The organism is Photobacterium sanguinicancri, from assembly GCF_002265265.1.
In the GTDB taxonomy this organism is placed as follows: Bacteria; Pseudomonadota; Gammaproteobacteria; order Enterobacterales; family Vibrionaceae; genus Photobacterium; species Photobacterium sanguinicancri.
Genome location: NZ_NOIF01000102.1, coordinates 1 through 17070, shown reverse-complemented (window position 1 = coordinate 17070; position 17070 = coordinate 1). Strand labels below are relative to the sequence as shown.

The following is a 17070-nucleotide window of genomic DNA, read 5'->3' as shown; positions in this document are numbered from 1 at the left end:
AAAATAACAACACCGCGTAGCATGAAGCAAGGTTATTAATCATCTAGATACTTCTTGCTACGCCTTAACAGAACGCCTGAACTGCGATGGTGTCAGTTGATAATGTTTTTTAAATAAATTAGAAAAATAGGCCAAGTTATCAAAGCCTGAATGATTGGCAACTTGGGTGATACTCAGGTCTGAGTATGTTAGATAATCCCTCGCCTTTTTCAACTTAACATCATTGAGAAGCTTTGAGAAATCGACATTATCTTCTTTTAATTTACGCTGTAATTTAGAACTAGACATATTAAGTGAGCATGCTAAATCTGCTAGCTTCCACTTGCGCGATAAATCTTGGCAGACCTTATCTACAATAAAATCGACCACACGTTTATCACTTAATGTCTGTGTCAATAACTGTGGTGCATAGATTGATATCAATTTATAAATAATTGACTGAGATAGCGATGTCATCACTGTCGATTTATGAGAATCAAGTAATTGATTAACGGCTATTAAGCTATCAAACTCGTCATCAAATTCATCACTGTATTGAAAATACATTTGTGACACATTAGAGAACTGCTCATAAACAGTGAAAGGCTTCAAGCCTTCTATGATTTGTAAAAAATGCTCCTTTTTAAACGACACAACATCCAGTTCTGCTTGCTTATTATTTAGCGGTTTTACAGAACAAGCGACACTTGTGTGACAAGGGATGTATATAAGCCCTTTTCCATTAATTTCGTTAATTACTCCTTTCATCGATACGAAGCCAACCGCATTTTTAATTCTAATTAATTTATAGTCGATGGAGTAAAAATTATTGAGTGATGAGTTATCACACAGGGAGTGGTGCTTCACCTGTATGCTCGATTTGCTGGCTTCTTTCATTATGTAATGCTTTCCAAGGCGTAAATTTCATTTTTTGTATCACTTCATTGATGCATCTTGGGTAAGAGAAATAATATCCTTGAGCAAATGTTTTCTCTCTACAGATTAATCGTCGTTGTAACTCAGTTTCTACACCTTCAAATATGACTCCTTTTTTTACATAGCTCTGTAATACGGATGTTAATGACTTCAATAATGACTCCTCTTCCGTATTGAAGTAAAGGTATGACTTGTCGATTTTTATAATATCCCATTCTATATATCCAAGTGTTAGGTTTGCAACTCTGGAATGGTGCAAGTAATCGTCTAGCCATAATTGGTGCCCTTGACGCTGTACCTTAGCTAAATTATCTGCGATTTTTTTAGATTTTAAATTAACGTTAAGATCTGTAAATTCGAGCGCAACTTTTTGCGTACAAATAGCCAAGAGCTTTTCAACAAAACAGTCATCTTCCATACAAGACAAAGGTAAGTTATAAGATATCAAAATACGCCGTTTGGTATAAACTGTTTGCTTGAAGGCACTAATTTGCGCAATTACCAAACTTTTTAATAATTCAGTACCAGCATGATCAAAAAAATCTTCATTATTAAGCTGATCGCCAGACTGTGATATGACTTTAGACAGGGCTTCGAAGGCAATAACCTCACCTGTAGAGGGTATAACGATTGGCTGCAATAAAAACGTTAACTCGGCGTACAAGTTATGGTTGAGTAAAGATTCAATTCGCACTGCATTAGGCAGATCCGAGGTTGTTATTTTGTGCATATGTAATACACCTTGTTGTAGATTGTTAAATCAATTCTATTTCGGCACCTTTAAAAAACCAGTAAAAAAGCACTTAAGAAAAAACATTGCGGTAATATCAATAAACTTAAAACCTCTGCCGTTTTTTTGACGCTATTTATTTTCGCTACATACACCCGACTTTATAAAAAAATCGAATTCTACAAAATAGACATGAACATGTAAATACTCCGTGAATAGTTCAATTTTAAATATATTAGCGAGGTAGTCGCGTACTAAAACAAGGGGAACGAATACATTCAAGATACCCTAGAATCAAGAGCATAGAACATGACTGCAAGGATTAGAAATAAGGTAATATAAGGCCGACTTATAGCCTATACAATACACATTAAAAACACATAATCTAAGAAGATAATATCGATATTCGTCAGCACTGAGAGATTAATTACAGAGCTGACTTTGAGATTATATTTACTAAATTAACTGAGTAAGTACATTTATATACAGCTTAACAGCAGGGAGCATACGGGTTTCATCAATATCGAAGTCGCCATTATGGTGCCCTGCAGTCAGATCGGATCCAACCAAGCAATAAACCGCCCGTCCACCACATTGCTGGACACGATCCACTAAGTAGCCTGCATCTTCACTAGCGCCAAAATCTTTTTTCTTAATCACATTATTAAATCCACTGTCTTCACCCACTTGGAACAGTAAATCGACCAATGCGCTGTCGTTCTGCAGACCTATCGCTTCACCTTGCGCTTTAATCTCTACATTTACGCCGTGCATCATTGCCGATGCATGGGCAATTTGCTCTACCTGCTGATACATGTAAGTATTAAGTTCACGGTTTTCACCACGTGTTTCGCCTTTTAATACCGCGTTTTCAGGAATAACGTTGCGCCCTTCACCTGACATCAACTGCCCAACATTCACACGAGTCATGCCATCTCGGTGACGAGGTATCGCCAACATTTGATTCACAGCAGTACAAGCCGCAGCCAACGCATTACGACCTACATTTGGCTCGATACCTGCGTGTGCTGGTTTACCATTAAAATGTAAATCAAACTTTGAACTGCATAAAAAATGCTGTGGGTTACACACTAGAGTCCCACTTGGCACGTTCATGCCTATATGCGAAGCAAAGAGATAATCAACATCATCTAACCAGCCACTTTCAGCAATAGCCTTGCCCGCTCGGCAACCTTCTTCCGCTGGTTGAAATAGTAGTTTAAATTTGCCAGTTAAGTGGCCTCTATTTTCAGCTAACACTTCCGCTAAACCTAGGCCAATAGCAACATGCGCATCGTGCCCACATGCGTGAGCAACACCATCTAATAATGACGAAAAGCCCAAAAAATGAGGTCGATGAGAGTCATCATGGCTTTCCATGACTTCTACTGCATCAATGTCAAAACGAAAGGCGATAACAGGACCGGGGATCCCCGTGTCGAGGACTGCGCCAATGCCCGTTACACCATTCATTCGCTCAAGGCTTTGTGGATCAGCGCCCCAATGCAAAGCGCGCTCTTGTGCTTTTTGTATTTGATCTGGATTACGACCCATGATGGCATCGTTATGAATAATTTCATCCGAGTAAGCGAGTTGATACTTGAGATGTGCAAGATGTGCTGCAATTCTACTGGTTGTAAAAAACTCACACCACGCAGCTTCGGGATAACGATGAAGTTCACGGCGATAATTCATTAAACGCTGCGATAAAGATTGCTCATCAAATTGGATTGTTGCCACGTTACTTTCCTACTGTCCTTATAGGCACATCGTGTATTGAGTTACGTTATACAAACGCAATACATCCTGTGTGCTAATACCCTGTTAATTCCATGAAACCACGGCCGTTGTGGCTACCTTTAGCTATTATTTGTCCTTCCCAATATGGGAAGCTAAATGGGAGCCATTGTTGTTTTCTTTCTGCACCGATAGATAACTTAATATCTTGCGATGGGATATCTATTCGCCATTTAAGCGGTAATACCTTTCCATCTATTGTCGAGTAGCTTATTGGCGTTAAGTATATTTCATCACTGCTTAAGGTCGTTACACGGCCATCAGGCCAACTACGAGAGCCAAATGAATAGGCTTTTTTATCATCAGATCGAATTTGTGCCGCCATCAGAGCGCTACCATCATCTAAATGGATGGAGAACCAATCCCAGCCCTGCTGCTCAGTTGACAGCATGCTGCTACTCCATTCTCGGTCGTACCAACCTTCACCTTGGACATTCACCGTTTTGCCATTCAGGGTTAGTTTTCCTTGCAACTGCAAAAAAGGAGCGCTGTAATAGTACGAGGCGCGATCTTCCGCTGGGTGCTTTTTACTGTATCCAGCATCGCCATGGAGCACGATCTCCCCTTTATTCAAGACAGTTAATTCCCCTGCCATGCCGTTATCTTCAAATGATAGTTGACCTGGAAATGGGCCTTCACTGGTCGATTGCCAAGACCAATTATCCAACCAAATACGATACGGTGATGTTTGCACGCCCGCCTGACCAATACCACCGCGAGAAAAACGTTCCGCATGTTGCATCCCGTTACTGTCACTGATCACCACGTGCGCCATATAGATTTGTGGTGTACCCCACCCCTTTATGTCTTCACTACCCGTTGCAATGCGAAATTGCGTCCATTGAACACCGTATCGCTCACCTTGGTCGGTTTCTAAATTTGCGGTTAAGTACCACCATTCAGTTTTAAACTTGGGATGCTCTCCGTGATCAACAGGAAAGTGTAAAGTACGATCTGGCGTTACTTTTTCGAAGTCATCGGTGGGTGCTTCCGTTAACACACTCACCGTTGGCGAAGCAATATCGGGTTGTTCACACCCCACTAACAGTACACTTAAGCACATAACACATAGAAAAGATTTGAACGACATTAGAAGGACTCTCTTAATGATGTTATCGCAGAGCGCTTCACTAAACGCCATACAGGCCAAGCGCCAGCGGCAAGCAATACAATGAGCGCCATTCCGAGTGAGAACAAATATTGTGTCGGAAAGAAATAAAGCTCCATTGTCCAGCCAAACGAATATTTGAGTATGACGTCAATGAGCAGCTGCGCTAACACTAAGCCCATAGGTAAAGCAATTAACGCGGTCATCAAACCGATAATAAACAACTGACCACCACCAAGGAGTGCCAATTCACGGCCCGTCATGCCCATACACCGAAGCAAAGCAAACTGACGCTGACGCGAAACTTCACCCGCCACTGTGGCAACAAACAGGCCACACACAGAAATAAAGAGTGTTAATTTCCCTAAGGTCGATGTCACCACAAAGGTTCGGTCGAACACCCGCATCGCTTGATTCATCAATTCAGCATTATTACGCACACGCTCGGGTTGTAACCTAAAGCGTTCGCCCATGCGTGCCATAATGGGTTCGGGATCGACACCTTCAGCAAGGTGGATCGCAAAACTAACGGCACCTTTCTTACTCCACATTTTATTCCAGTACGCCTGTGACAGCATCAGTTGCCCGTATGGGTTGCCATAATCGTAATACACTGCGCTTATCAGCCAGTTTTTACCCAATGGCGCGGGTAAATCAACCACTTCACCTGGCTTCCAATTCTCACGCAGTGCCATAGATTCACTGACCATGACTGCGCGTTTATGGTGTGTTGTTGCCCAATATTCAGGTACAGCCACTTTCACCGTCAGCGCTTCTTTTTCACCTTGAGACGCCCCCATACTACGTACTTCAACAATGCCTTTATGGGTATCAAGTTCTTTACGCCAACGGCGCCAAACCTGATCCACTTCAGGCTGCGCTTCTAACCAAGTTTCCAAACGAGACGCAACATTAAGAGGCGGACGCACATAAATATCAGCCGCTAACCGCTGACCTAACCAGTTTTCGGTGGTGTAACGGAAACTCCCCACCATGGTTTCCATCCCAATATTGGCAGCTAAAGCAAGCATAAATGCCATTGCGGCGACTCCGCGATAACTTAAGCTTGCCGCGGCATCAGAAAAGAACCAACGAAGTCTTGCAGCTTTGACAAGCTTGGCGCTTAAACGAAAAAACTGCCATAAAATAAAGGGCATCATTAGCCCACTCGCAACCAAGATAAACGCAATCAGTACAAAACCAGCCGTTTGGCCATGGGGAAGTTGATACACGCCATAAGCTGCACCAATAAAGAAACACGAAATAATGGCTTGTAAGCCAAACTCTCGACCGCTAATCCGAATAAGCGACATATGCGTTGCAAGACGAGATGGTTGCGTATTAATGAGACGTAAAGCAGGCCAACCACAGGCAAGGACCGACCCAAAAACAGCAATCGCTAAACTGGCTAATCCCCACTGCCAGTGCCATTCAACAGCCAGTGATACATTTGCGCCATATAAGTCACTTAAGGTCGCAGCCACAGAAGGAAGAAGTTGCTGAGCAAGCAACAAACCAAGTGCATTACCGCCGAGTAAACCTAACACCACCCACAATATAATCTCGACCAGCAACGCGCGGGCAAGTTGAAAACCCGACACACCCATTTGTCTTAAAACACCGACCAAAGGCTGACGTTGCGATAATGACAGTGACATTGCCTGATAAAAAATGAACAAGCCAACCACAAACGACAACATACCCATCGCGAGTAGGTTCATGTGAAAAGCATTGGTCAGTGGTTCAAGTGTCGCACTTTGATTTTTTTCCAGCGTTACGCCTGATGGTAATGTTTCTTCTAGCGCAGTTTGACGCTTCGATGATAAGTCTCGACAAATAACAGCGGTAAAGCCCGAACTCTTATTTAACTGGCGCAATAATGCCATATCGGCAATCATGCGTGGTCCACCGATGCGTTCATCTTCTACCAGCATCAATGGGCCAATTTCATCGCCATTATCAAGCGTGATCATTTCACCGTCTTCAACCCCAATATAACGGGCTAATTGATCGCCAATTAAAATAGGATACGGTGGCTTAATAAGGTCAAACAACTGAGATTGTGCCGGGCCTGATTGCTTAAGCGTTGAATACATCGCAATAGGGTCAACACCGAGTAATTCAAAATCTCGCTGCTTATTGGTCGTAATACGAAATTCATCAATTGGTACGCACTCATGAAAGCCAGCTCGGCGTAAATCAATATACAAGCCTTGTGGGACTTTCATGCCCGACTGTAATGAACGAATACGATAAGGGAAAGGGTTGTCGAAAAGCTGCTCGCCTTGACGGTAGCTTTCACGAGCTTGCTGATTAATTGCCATTACACCGATGAGCAGCGCAATGCCTAATGTTAAGCCTAACCAGACAAGTAAGATTTGGAACGGATGGCGACGGTAATGTCCCCAGAGCGCCTTAGCGACTGGATTGGACATGCAGTTGCCCTCCTTGTAAACGGATACAACCCTGCATGTGAGAAGCGACTTGCTCACTATGGGTAACAAGTAAAAGCGTACAATCAAGCTTACTCGCAAGGCTAGTCAGCAATCGAATTACAGCCCCAGCATTGCGCTCATCAAGGCTTCCTGTTGGCTCATCGGCCAATAAAAGATCAGGCTCCATGTATAAGGCGCGAGCGATAGCTGCACGTTGCTGCTGACCACCTGACATTTCTTCAGGGTAACGGTCTAATAACGGACGAAGATCGAGTGCAGATACAATTTGACGCCATAAAGCTTGATCATCATCAAGCCCTTTTAGCTGTCGGCAAAAACGAATATTATCTTCAGTTGATAACGTAGGCAGCAAATTAAATTGTTGAAAGACAAGGCCGATGTTATTACGACGAAAAGCGGTACGTTCGCGTTCAGAGATAGCATGTAATGCGGTATCACCGATCCACACCTCACCACTGTCGACAGAATCTAGGCCAGCAATTAAGTTAAGTAAGGTACTTTTACCTGAACCGCTCTCACCCATTAAAGCCAGTTGATCACCTTGCTTTAACGATAACTCTGCCCCTTGAAGGACGGAGTGATACTCGTTGCCATCTTTGTACCCTTTACAGAGTCCTGCAAGCCGTAACATCTATGTCCTCGAAATTTTAAACGTCAGTAAAACCGCTAGGTCTGATACTAACTTCAACAAAATATTGTCAGTATATGTAGGCAGTGAATTTACCGTAAACCTAGACAGCGAGGAAGCACTTTGAGAGTTTGACTGTGATTAAAATGAAAGATTTTACAAACCACCTACATATAAACCATCAAGCTTACAGCACACCAACATATTAGGGCATATTGGCACTCTGTGCCTCAGCCCTTTTATCACTATACCCGATTACGCAACCAAGTTGTTCATCCAAGCCTTAGAGCGAACACGGAAAATACACCCAACCCACTTCACTAACTCTTCAATCACTAGCGCAGCATAAATCCACTCTAACGGTAACTTAAATACCAATGCCATCATGGCGGTGATAGGAATACCTATTAGCCACTGAGCAGTTAGATCTTGATAAAAACAAAATCTAATATCCCCACCAGCACGTAATACCCCAACAATCATTGTCATTGGAATACTGCGTATAATGACCATTACGGCTAAGATTGAGAAAAAGTTCTCTGTCAGTGCACGTGTTTCTGGTGATAATGCAGAAAATAGATCCAACACGGTATTTTTCGTCAGCAACATCAGTACAGCAATACCGATGCCACATAGTACATTGAAGATAGAAACTGCCCATGCTTGCTGGTACGCTTCTTCCATCTTATTTGCGCCAAGCTGGTTACCTATCATGACAGCGGCTGCATTAGATACACCAATCAACATCGCGAGCGCAAAAGATTCAATCGGCGTAATAACAGACAATGCCGCCAACCCCTGTACGCTTACTTGGCCGATGATAGCGTGGTAAACAAAAATCCCCATAGACCAAGCCAAGTGGTTAAATGTCGTTGGCAATGACAACGTCAGAAAACGTTTCACCAACGGCCAATGACAGGCCTCTTTCAATAAAACAAGATCAAAAGCAAGTAAATGCTTCTTACCGTATAAATATGAAAACAATAAAGCAACTTCAACCAAGCCACTGATCAACGTTGCCCAAGCAGCGCCCGCAATACCCATTGCCGGAAAACCCCAATGGCCAAAAATCAGTATCCAGTTCAAAAACAGATTCAGGCCAATACCAATAGCACTAAAAAAGGTACTAATGCCCGGCTGATGCATTGCGCGTAAACCAACAGCCATGCTGCTACCCCACGCAACAGCAAATAAGCTTCCCGATGTAATCGCTAAATATTCTGCGCCAAGATGAATAACCTCAGGAGAATCTGTCGCTAGACCAACAACAAATTTAGGGGCGAATAGGAAAAGTCCCCCACTGATGCTGGCTGTAATCGTCGTCATTACCACGGTTAGCGCCGTACTTTGTTGTACACCTCGGCGATTCCCAGCCCCCCAGTATTGTGCAGTAAGCAACGCGCCACCTGTTGTCACACCAAACAACATAATTGTCGCGACAAAAAGGGCTTTACCTGCAATGCCAATGGCTGCAACTTCAAGCTCACCTAATTGGCCAAGCATCAAAATATCGACCAAGCTTCGACTCGAAAACAACATGGTTTGTAACGCAATAGGCAGAGCAATAAGCAATAAGCGACGAAGAAAATCACCGCGTAATTGCTGAAGAACCAGATGACGCATTAGCAGCCTCACATACAGCAAAAGTTGTTGAATATTTAAGGAGAAACCCTTAAGGAAAGACAGCGCGAATTTTATCCACTACAGTTGTAATAACAACCACTTTTACAACGTTTAATCAGATATAATTCATCAAGTGGTTAATTGTTATTAATGGTTATGGACAGCATTAAAGAAACACACTATTTTTGGCTTTTTAAGCCTAAGCATGGAGCATGATGTAATGATAAAAACCGTTCTTGTTGTTGGAGCTTCGGGTTATATAGGTAGTCACCTCGTCACCGAGCTAGCCAACAACGGGTATCACGTTAAAGCAACAGGCCGTAGTTTATCGCTAATGCAAAAACGTGGCTGGGGTAATATTCATAACATCGAATTAATTGAGCTCGATTTAAGCCTCAAAACCGATCTGACTCCTATTTTAGAGGGAGTCGATGCCGTTTTCTTTTTGGTTCATGGTATGGCTCATGGGCATGACTTTATTGAATATGAACTCGACGTGGCACGTCACTTCAGTTTTGCGTTGAAACAAAGTCAAATACAGCGCGTTATCTATCTAGGTGCTTTACAACCAGATCTCGGTCATTCAAAGCACCTTGCGGCACGTAAAGCGACAGGAGAAATACTTCGCGAGTCAGGTAAAATCGTGACAGAACTTCGTTCGGGGATCATTATTGGCCCTGGCTCTGCCGCCTTTGAGGTAATGCGCGATTTTGTTTATCACTTACCTATCATGTTTACACCCAAATGGGTTCGCTCACGTAACTCCCCTATTGCACTCAGAAACCTCCTTTACTACTTAACTGAATTGCTTCATTTCATGCCAAGTCGTCATCAAATATTGGATGTTTCTGGGCCAGAACCATTAACCTATTCACAGCAAATGAAGCAACTTGGTACGTTAATGGGCAAGAATATTCATATCGTACCGTTACCCTTTCTATCCCCCAAATTAGCCGCCCAGTGGTTACGAGTGATCACTTCAGTGCCGACCGATATTGCCAAAGCCTTAATTGGCGGTCTACAGCACGATCTCACTGCACATGGTGAAGCGATCCAAGCATTAATTCCGCAATACCTCCTCACTTACGATGAAGCGGTAGAAGAAGCCTTAGCCCACGAAGAAGAAGTTGTAAGAAGTGAAATATGGGGGTTTGACCCAGATGCCCTTGCCCGTTGGAATAAAGGGTTTGGCTATTACCCTAAACATGCAGGCTATACCCTTAAAACGGATGCAAGTAAGGAAGATTTGTGGAAAGTGGTCACGCAAATCGGGGGAAAGCAAGGGTATTTCTATGCTAATGGATTATGGCGGATTCGAGAATGGTTAGATGCTCTGGTAGGTGGTAATGCGTTAAAACGTACACCGCGTACGGGAGATGAAGGTAGCCTAAAGCTTGGCGATTATATTGATTCTTGGAAAGTAATTAACATTCACAAAAATCGATTTTTATCACTGCTGTTTGGGATGAAAGCGCCAGGACTAGGCCGTCTTGAGTTTTCAATCGATGACCATGGTGATTACCGTACCATTGATATTCGTGCTTGGTGGCACCCCGCAGGTTTTATGGGATTACTTTATTGGTTTGCAATGATGCCTGCACACCTGTTTATTTTCAGAGGAATGACATTTGCTTTGGTCAAAGCCTGTAAAGCACAAGCCAAAGAAGGCAAGACGATAACACAATAGCACTTCAGCACCCCCCCCCCTGAATTACAGGCAATAAAAAAGCGGGATAATCCCGCTTTTCAAATCCGAATGTTCAGCGATGATTACTGACGCGTTGGCAACTCGGGTAAATAACTACCATTGTTGTCCGGTTGAATAATGTATTCACCGTGATATTTAACAATCGATTTATAATCAGTCACTTTGTAAAGCAACAGACCGTTGCCGAATGCAGCATCGATCAACGCTTGTGTATTACCACGAATAAAAATCGAGAGTGGCTTCACTAAGCGCTTCACTTCTTGCCCTTCAGCGGCATCAAATGCTTCTTCAAACTTTTTACAACACACAACAAGTGATGCTTGACCGTCTGTATGGTGCTTCACTTTACGGTTAATTTCATGTTCTGTTGTCACTTGCCAATCTTGCTGCTCAACTTGACTGAAGAAGTTGGTAAAGTTTTCATCGGTAATGGTTTTAGCAACTTTCTGCTCATCCATCACACCGGCATAAGTTTCAGCTAGGTTTTCAAACAATAAACGAAGTTGAGCATGTTGCCCCATACTTCGCGCTTGTTGCTGCCAGCTCATCAGCGTTTTAGCCATACAATGCTCAAAGCGATGTTGCTTAATCGCCTTTGTTACCCAAGCACTAATGTAATGAGCTTCGCTCACAGGGTTAACAGGTGTTTTACCTGCCTCTTGAGAAGCTTGCAGCTCTGCTAAGCCTTCTGTCACTAACTTATATAATTCTTGATAAAACAGCGTCATTTTCTTCACTTACGCATCACGAGATAAAAATAGATAAAAACCGGCAGATAATACTGCACAAAGCGCCATACTCAAAGCCATTGGCCATACTGTGGCATCTGGCATTAGTGCGACAGTACCACCAACAACTGTACCTGTACCAAATCGCATGGTTCCCGCTAAGGAAGACGCGGTACCCGCCATATGCGGGTATTTAGAGAGCAGGCAAGCCATGGTGTTACTACCAATAATAGAGATAGTACCAACAAAAAGCATGACAGGCACAACTACGGCCCACAAGCCCAAACCAAGCAACTGGCCAACAATCAAACCAAAACCGGCAACTAGCTGTACAATTAAGCCAAAACGTAACATCCAGTGCGAACCTTTTTGCTTAACCATTCGCCCATTAATACTGGTCATCAAAATTAAGCAAACAACGTTAAGCCCAAATAAATAACCAAAGTTTTGAGTGCTCACATGGTACAAATCAATATATACAAACGAGCCAACGGTTAGGAACGTGAACATACCAGCAAACGAAAAACCACTACAAAAAATCAAGCCAACAGCTGTTTTGTTAGTTAGTAGCCGAGCATAATTACGTAACGTTGAGCCAATATTAAAAGGTAAACGTTTTTCTTTAGGTAGGGTCTCTGGGATTTTCATAATAACAGCAAGCAAAACAATCACTGCAAAAGCGGCCAATACCCAGAAAATAGCACGCCATCCAAACCACACCGCAATGTGACCACCAATCATTGGAGCCGCCAGTGGTGCAATTGTCATGACTAATGTAATAAACGACATAGTACGAGCAAACTCTTCACGCTCAAACATATCACGGACCAACGCCTGCACAATAACCGCAGCGGCTGCGCCTGAAAAACCTTGTGCAGCACGGATCCAAGTCAGCTCTACAATGTTCTGACTTAGTGCGCTAAATACAGCAGCAATACCAAATAAAATGGTACCAATAATAATGATGGGTTTTCGACCATAGCTATCGGCCAATGGACCATGTAACAACTGACCAATTGCAAAGCCTGCGGTATATGCCGTTAACGTGCTCTGGACAAGGCTTGGAGAAACAGCCAAGTCACGTGCAATAGTCGGCATTGCTGGTAAATACATATCTATCGCTAATGGCGTTAAGGCGGAAATTGCCCCCAAGATAAGTATCAGCATAAAGCTTAGCTTTTGAGTTTCTTCTTTGGTCATACAGTCTCTTTTAATGCATAAAATTCAGTGAACCCCCTATTGTACGATATATTTGCAGCATTACTCTTTCTTTGTAAGAAAGGATACATTTCTTATTTTGTACAGAGTTAAAATCAGCTTACAGTCTGTGTCAGCCCTACTAAGCAGCAGCTACATACAACAAAGCCTCCGCTCATTTATATAAATGAACGGAGGCTTAATCAAAATAACGACTTATCTTAGAGGTTAACGCTGCATTTACTTATTAAATGACGCAACTTCTTCAGGGGTCAATTTGCGGTATTCACCCGGCTCAAGATCGTCATCTAGAGTAACTGCGCCAATACGGTCACGGTGTAGCGCTTCAACTTTATTGCCAATAGCAGCAAACATGCGTTTCACTTGATGATACTTACCTTCAGTGATCGTAATAAACGCTTCACGTTCACCCACGATCTCTAGTTTTGCAGGACGAGTAAGCGAATCTTCCCCGCGTAACTCAACACCATTAGCAAAAAGTTCAATAGCAGACTCTTCAAGCGGGTCAGCCACTTCTACGTAATATGTTTTTTCACAAACACGACGCGGTGACGTTATACGGTGAGACCATTGGCCGTCATCCGTCAGCAGTACAAGACCTGTCGTATCGCCATCTAAACGACCTGCCACATGCAGTTTTTCAGGGCTAACAATATCAAGCAACACAAATACAGTTGGATTGTGATCGTCAACATGCGAGCACACAAAACCTTCAGGCTTGTTAAGCATGTAATATTGAGGGCCGGTTAATGCCAATGAGCGGCCATTAAACTCCACATCGCAATCATCGGTAATTTTCATTGAAGTACTTTTAACGACAACGCCGTTCACTTCAATCATTTTATTGTTAAGTAGCTTACCGGCTTCACGACGAGTAATGCCTAATGTCGTACAAAGAAATTTATCAAGCCTCATTGGTGGCTCCGCGTGTTACAAAATGTGCCGCTATTATAGAAAGCTGGACTATAACTTGCATTAAAAACTTATCAATATTGGTATCTGATTCTGTGTGAACTCACTGTATATACGCTACGTTTTATATAAGCAAGAATGTTCTTAGCTTTGATATATACATCAAAAAAATAGAACATTCCTGACATTTATTGGTCATAAAAGAGTAACCTTTAATCTTATAATTCGCGTATAACTACAAGCAGAACGCCTAACAATGAAGGTCAGACTATGAACATCTCTCTTGTTGCGCCAAACACCTCATCTATTGATAAGCTACTGAATTTAGTAGAAGAACTGTTTGATTATGAAGCTTTACCACAAAAGGTAGAGCAAACTCAACAAGCTATGCATCAATTACTTAACTCGCCAGAACTCGGCCAAGCGTGGTTTATTGAAGCTGATGAAGCAGGCCAAAAAATGCTGGTTGGTCATATCATTATTAGTTACAGCTTTAGCCTTGAACATGGCGGGCGAATCGGCTTAATTGATCAGTTTTATTTAAAGCCAGAATGGCGCCAACAAGGGATTGGGACACAATTATTGCCTCAAATTGAGCACCATCTTTCGAAAAATGGAGTAAAGGCACTCTCTTTGGAAGTGAATATTGGTAATGCAGGCGCACGTAGCTTCTATGAAAAACAAGGATTCATCCCTCGCCGTCAGTTCTGCATGATGACAAAATCGATTAAACAAGAAGAGGTTTCTTTGCATATTGCATCGTAAATCAAATCGGGTTCACTGTTCATCTATACAGTGAACCTATGCTACACTCGTCGGGTTTCTTCAATCTGGCAGCATACCTACATGTACACCCTTCGCCCCTATCAGCAAGACAGTGTTAAAGCGACTATTCACTACTTTCGCAAACATTCTTCCCCAGCGGTACTTACCCTACCGACAGGCGCAGGAAAAAGCCTTGTTGTCGCAGAGCTTGCCCGTATTGCGCGTGGGCGAGTATTAGTGCTCACTCACGTAAAAGAACTGGTTGAACAAAACCACGCCAAGTATGAAAGCTATGGTTTGAAAGCATCTATCTTCTCGGCAGGTTTAGGGCGAAAAGAAACAGACCAGCAAGTGGTATTCGCGTCAGTACAATCGATGGCAAACAGCCTAGATGCCTTCAAAAATGAGTTTTCGCTACTGGTAATTGATGAATGCCACCGAGTACCAGAAGATGAAAACAGCGCTTACCGTAAAGCCATAAGCCACCTGCAAAACATCAACTCTGGGATCAAGATTTTAGGTTTAACCGCCACACCCTACCGACTCGGTATGGGCTGGATTTACAAATACCACACACGTGGCCAAGTACGTACTGAGCAAGATCGCTTTTTCCGTGATTGTATTTTTGAGCTCCCTATTCGTTATTTACTCGACGAAGGTTTTTTGACTGAACCCAAAATGATGGATATGGCAGTAATGGGCTATGATTTTTCCAGCCTAACCCCATCCTCAAATGGCCATTACAAAGAAGCCGATCTAGATAGCGTAATTGAAAAATCAGCACGCGCAACACCGATGATCATCGACCAAGTTATTGACTATGCCAAAGATCGCCGCGGCGTCATGATCTTCGCATCAACAGTTAATCACGCGAAAGAAATCATGGGCTACCTTGCCAATGAAAACGCAGCATTGGTTGTGGGTGATACGCCAATAGAAGAACGTGACCGTATTATCACTGCATTTAAACAGCAAGAAATTAAATACCTTGTTAATGTCTCGGTACTAACAACGGGGTTCGATGCTCCACACGTTGACTTAATCGCCATTTTGCGCCCAACAGAATCCATCAGCCTTTATCAACAAATAGTAGGTCGAGGTTTACGACTGTATGAGGGTAAAACAGAATGCCTCGTTCTAGAATACGCGGGTAACTGTTACGACTTATTCCAACCCGATGTTGGCGATCCAAAACCAAACAGCGACAGTGAAGTCATCATGGTTCCCTGCCCTGCCTGTGGTTTTAAAAATAGCTTTTGGGGCAAGTTAGATCCTGCTGGTTTTCTGATCGAGCACTACGGGCGACGTTGCCAAGGGTATTTTGAAGACGATGACACCGGCGAGCGTGAAGAGTGCGGTTACCGCTTTAGGGCCAAATACTGTGAAGAATGCGGCGCTGATAACGATATTGCCGCAAGACGCTGCCATCTTTGCGACGCGGTTATGGTCGACCCTGATAAAAAGTTACGTGACGCATTAAAACTCAAAGATGCAATGATCATGAAATGTCAGGATTTACGCTTAGAGCCCGGCAAAAACAAATTTGGCAAACCTCAGCTTAAAGTTATTTATATTGGTGACGAAGGTTCTGAGATCAGTGAAATCTGGACGCTTTCAAATAAAGGCCAAAAAGAGAACTTCTTGAAAAAGTTTATCAACCCGCATTTAGTCGATAGACATCGCCCATTTACTGATACCGCACCGACTAAAGTAGCCAATAACGAACATAGGCTTCGCCCACCAGAAATCATTATTGCAAGAAAAAGCGGTCGATTCTGGGCAATACGCGATAAGCTCTTTGATGTGGACCAGTATCAGAAAGACTGAATAAAATGCTAGCTAATATTAAATTACCATGGAAGGTAATTGATAGTATGTCTATTTATACACGTCAATAGACATACTATTGACTCTATTAATTACACCATGCAAAAAGCTGAGATATAAATCCATAATTTTAATTTTGCATTCGATATAACCCTGCACCAAATTGTCCGCCCCCTCTTCCCCATGATAAGTTTAATTCACATTATTAATTGCTAACTCTCAGCGATTGTTTTCAATTTAGTTCCAACAACGTGTTATATAAAGAGGCTTACTTTGGGTAAACCCGCCGCATTTATTGGTTGCTACCACACCTGCCCTGATCGTACAGGTAAAATCCCTCATGTTGGCGGCCCAGTTGCTGTTGGTTCTCCTAATGTGTTCATTGGCGGAATGCCTGCAGCACGCAAAGGCGATAAGCTTGTATGCATCGGTCCACCTGACAGTATTTCTTCAGGCTCTTCGGGGGTGTTCATTAATGGCAAACCCGCCGCCCGCATGGGAGATTCGACCTCTCACGGAGGCAAAATCATTGTCGGAAATGGCACTGTTGTTATTGGGTAGAATATGTAGCTATCCAACAGATAAAAAAGAAGTATCAACTTAAAACATCAAAAATATGCACTAAAATTAAAAGTCATTATAAAAGCCTTAAATA

At 42.8% G+C, this 17070-nt stretch carries 14 protein-coding genes; 4 read left to right on the top strand and 10 right to left on the bottom strand.

Going from position 1 to position 17070, the window contains the following annotated elements; genetic code table 11:
• Positions 1-57 precede the first annotated feature (57 nt).
• The 7 genes from ASV53_RS15105 to ASV53_RS15075 all read right to left on the bottom strand — a co-directional run bounded on the left by ASV53_RS15105 (position 58) and on the right by ASV53_RS15075 (position 9257).
• Positions 58-876: a helix-turn-helix domain-containing protein gene (locus ASV53_RS15105; protein WP_094957666.1), complete on the bottom strand. Its 819-nt coding sequence runs from the start codon at positions 874-876 to the stop codon at positions 58-60.
• Complete coding sequence (locus tag ASV53_RS15100; protein WP_094957665.1) at positions 824-1645, bottom strand: EAL domain-containing protein; 822 nt, start codon at positions 1643-1645, stop codon at positions 824-826. The genes ASV53_RS15105 and ASV53_RS15100 overlap by 53 nt, the downstream gene beginning before the upstream one ends.
• A gap of 456 nt (positions 1646-2101) precedes the next feature.
• The gene (locus tag ASV53_RS15095; RefSeq protein ID WP_239928802.1) at positions 2102-3385 is read right to left on the bottom strand and encodes an amidohydrolase; all 1284 of its coding nucleotides are present in this window, start codon (positions 3383-3385) and stop codon (positions 2102-2104) included.
• Between the two features lie 73 nt (positions 3386-3458).
• The gene (locus ASV53_RS15090; protein ID WP_094957664.1) at positions 3459-4532 is read right to left on the bottom strand and encodes a lipocalin-like domain-containing protein; all 1074 of its coding nucleotides are present in this window, start codon (positions 4530-4532) and stop codon (positions 3459-3461) included.
• Positions 4532-6985, bottom strand: coding sequence for an ABC transporter permease (locus ASV53_RS15085; protein ID WP_094957663.1), 2454 nt, complete (start codon positions 6983-6985; stop codon positions 4532-4534). The genes ASV53_RS15090 and ASV53_RS15085 overlap by 1 nt, the downstream gene beginning before the upstream one ends.
• The gene (locus tag ASV53_RS15080; RefSeq protein ID WP_094957662.1) at positions 6966-7637 is read right to left on the bottom strand and encodes an ABC transporter ATP-binding protein; all 672 of its coding nucleotides are present in this window, start codon (positions 7635-7637) and stop codon (positions 6966-6968) included. Before ASV53_RS15080 ends, ASV53_RS15085 begins: the two co-directional genes overlap by 20 nt.
• 252 nt (positions 7638-7889) lie before the next feature.
• Positions 7890-9257 (bottom strand): MATE family efflux transporter, encoded by a 1368-nt coding sequence (locus tag ASV53_RS15075; RefSeq protein ID WP_094957661.1) that lies wholly within the window; start codon positions 9255-9257, stop codon positions 7890-7892.
• Between the two features lie 220 nt (positions 9258-9477).
• On the opposite strand from ASV53_RS15075, the gene ASV53_RS15070 reads away from it, so the two are divergent.
• Complete coding sequence (locus ASV53_RS15070; RefSeq protein WP_094957660.1) at positions 9478-10944, top strand: DUF2867 domain-containing protein; 1467 nt, start codon at positions 9478-9480, stop codon at positions 10942-10944.
• An 83-nt stretch (positions 10945-11027) separates the two neighbouring features.
• Here the strand turns inward: ASV53_RS15070 and ASV53_RS15065 are convergent, their stop codons facing one another.
• The 3 genes from ASV53_RS15065 to rsuA all read right to left on the bottom strand — a co-directional run bounded on the left by ASV53_RS15065 (position 11028) and on the right by rsuA (position 13826).
• Positions 11028-11693 carry a DUF2913 family protein gene (locus ASV53_RS15065; RefSeq protein ID WP_094957659.1) on the bottom strand — a complete coding sequence of 222 codons (666 nt, stop codon included), beginning with the start codon at positions 11691-11693 and terminating at the stop codon, positions 11028-11030.
• Positions 11694-11702: 9 nt separating this feature from the next.
• On the bottom strand, positions 11703-12893 hold the full coding sequence (locus tag ASV53_RS15060) for a Bcr/CflA family multidrug efflux MFS transporter (RefSeq protein ID WP_094957658.1): 1191 nt from the start codon (positions 12891-12893) through the stop codon (positions 11703-11705).
• A gap of 237 nt (positions 12894-13130) precedes the next feature.
• Complete coding sequence (gene rsuA, locus ASV53_RS15055; RefSeq protein WP_062690548.1) at positions 13131-13826, bottom strand: 16S rRNA pseudouridine(516) synthase RsuA; 696 nt, start codon at positions 13824-13826, stop codon at positions 13131-13133.
• A gap of 267 nt (positions 13827-14093) precedes the next feature.
• Between rsuA and ASV53_RS15050 the strand changes: the two genes are divergently transcribed.
• From ASV53_RS15050 to ASV53_RS15040, 3 genes are all read left to right on the top strand, one after another.
• On the top strand, positions 14094-14588 hold the full coding sequence (locus ASV53_RS15050; RefSeq protein WP_062690547.1) for a GNAT family N-acetyltransferase: 495 nt from the start codon (positions 14094-14096) through the stop codon (positions 14586-14588).
• 81 nt (positions 14589-14669) lie between these two features.
• Entirely contained in the window at positions 14670-16415 is a 1746-nt protein-coding gene (gene radD / locus ASV53_RS15045) for a DNA repair helicase RadD (RefSeq protein ID WP_094957657.1), read from the top strand.
• A 273-nt stretch (positions 16416-16688) separates the two neighbouring features.
• Positions 16689-16976, top strand: a complete 288-nt coding sequence (locus ASV53_RS15040; protein ID WP_094957656.1) for a PAAR domain-containing protein — start codon at positions 16689-16691, stop codon at positions 16974-16976.
• Positions 16977-17070 lie beyond the last annotated feature (94 nt).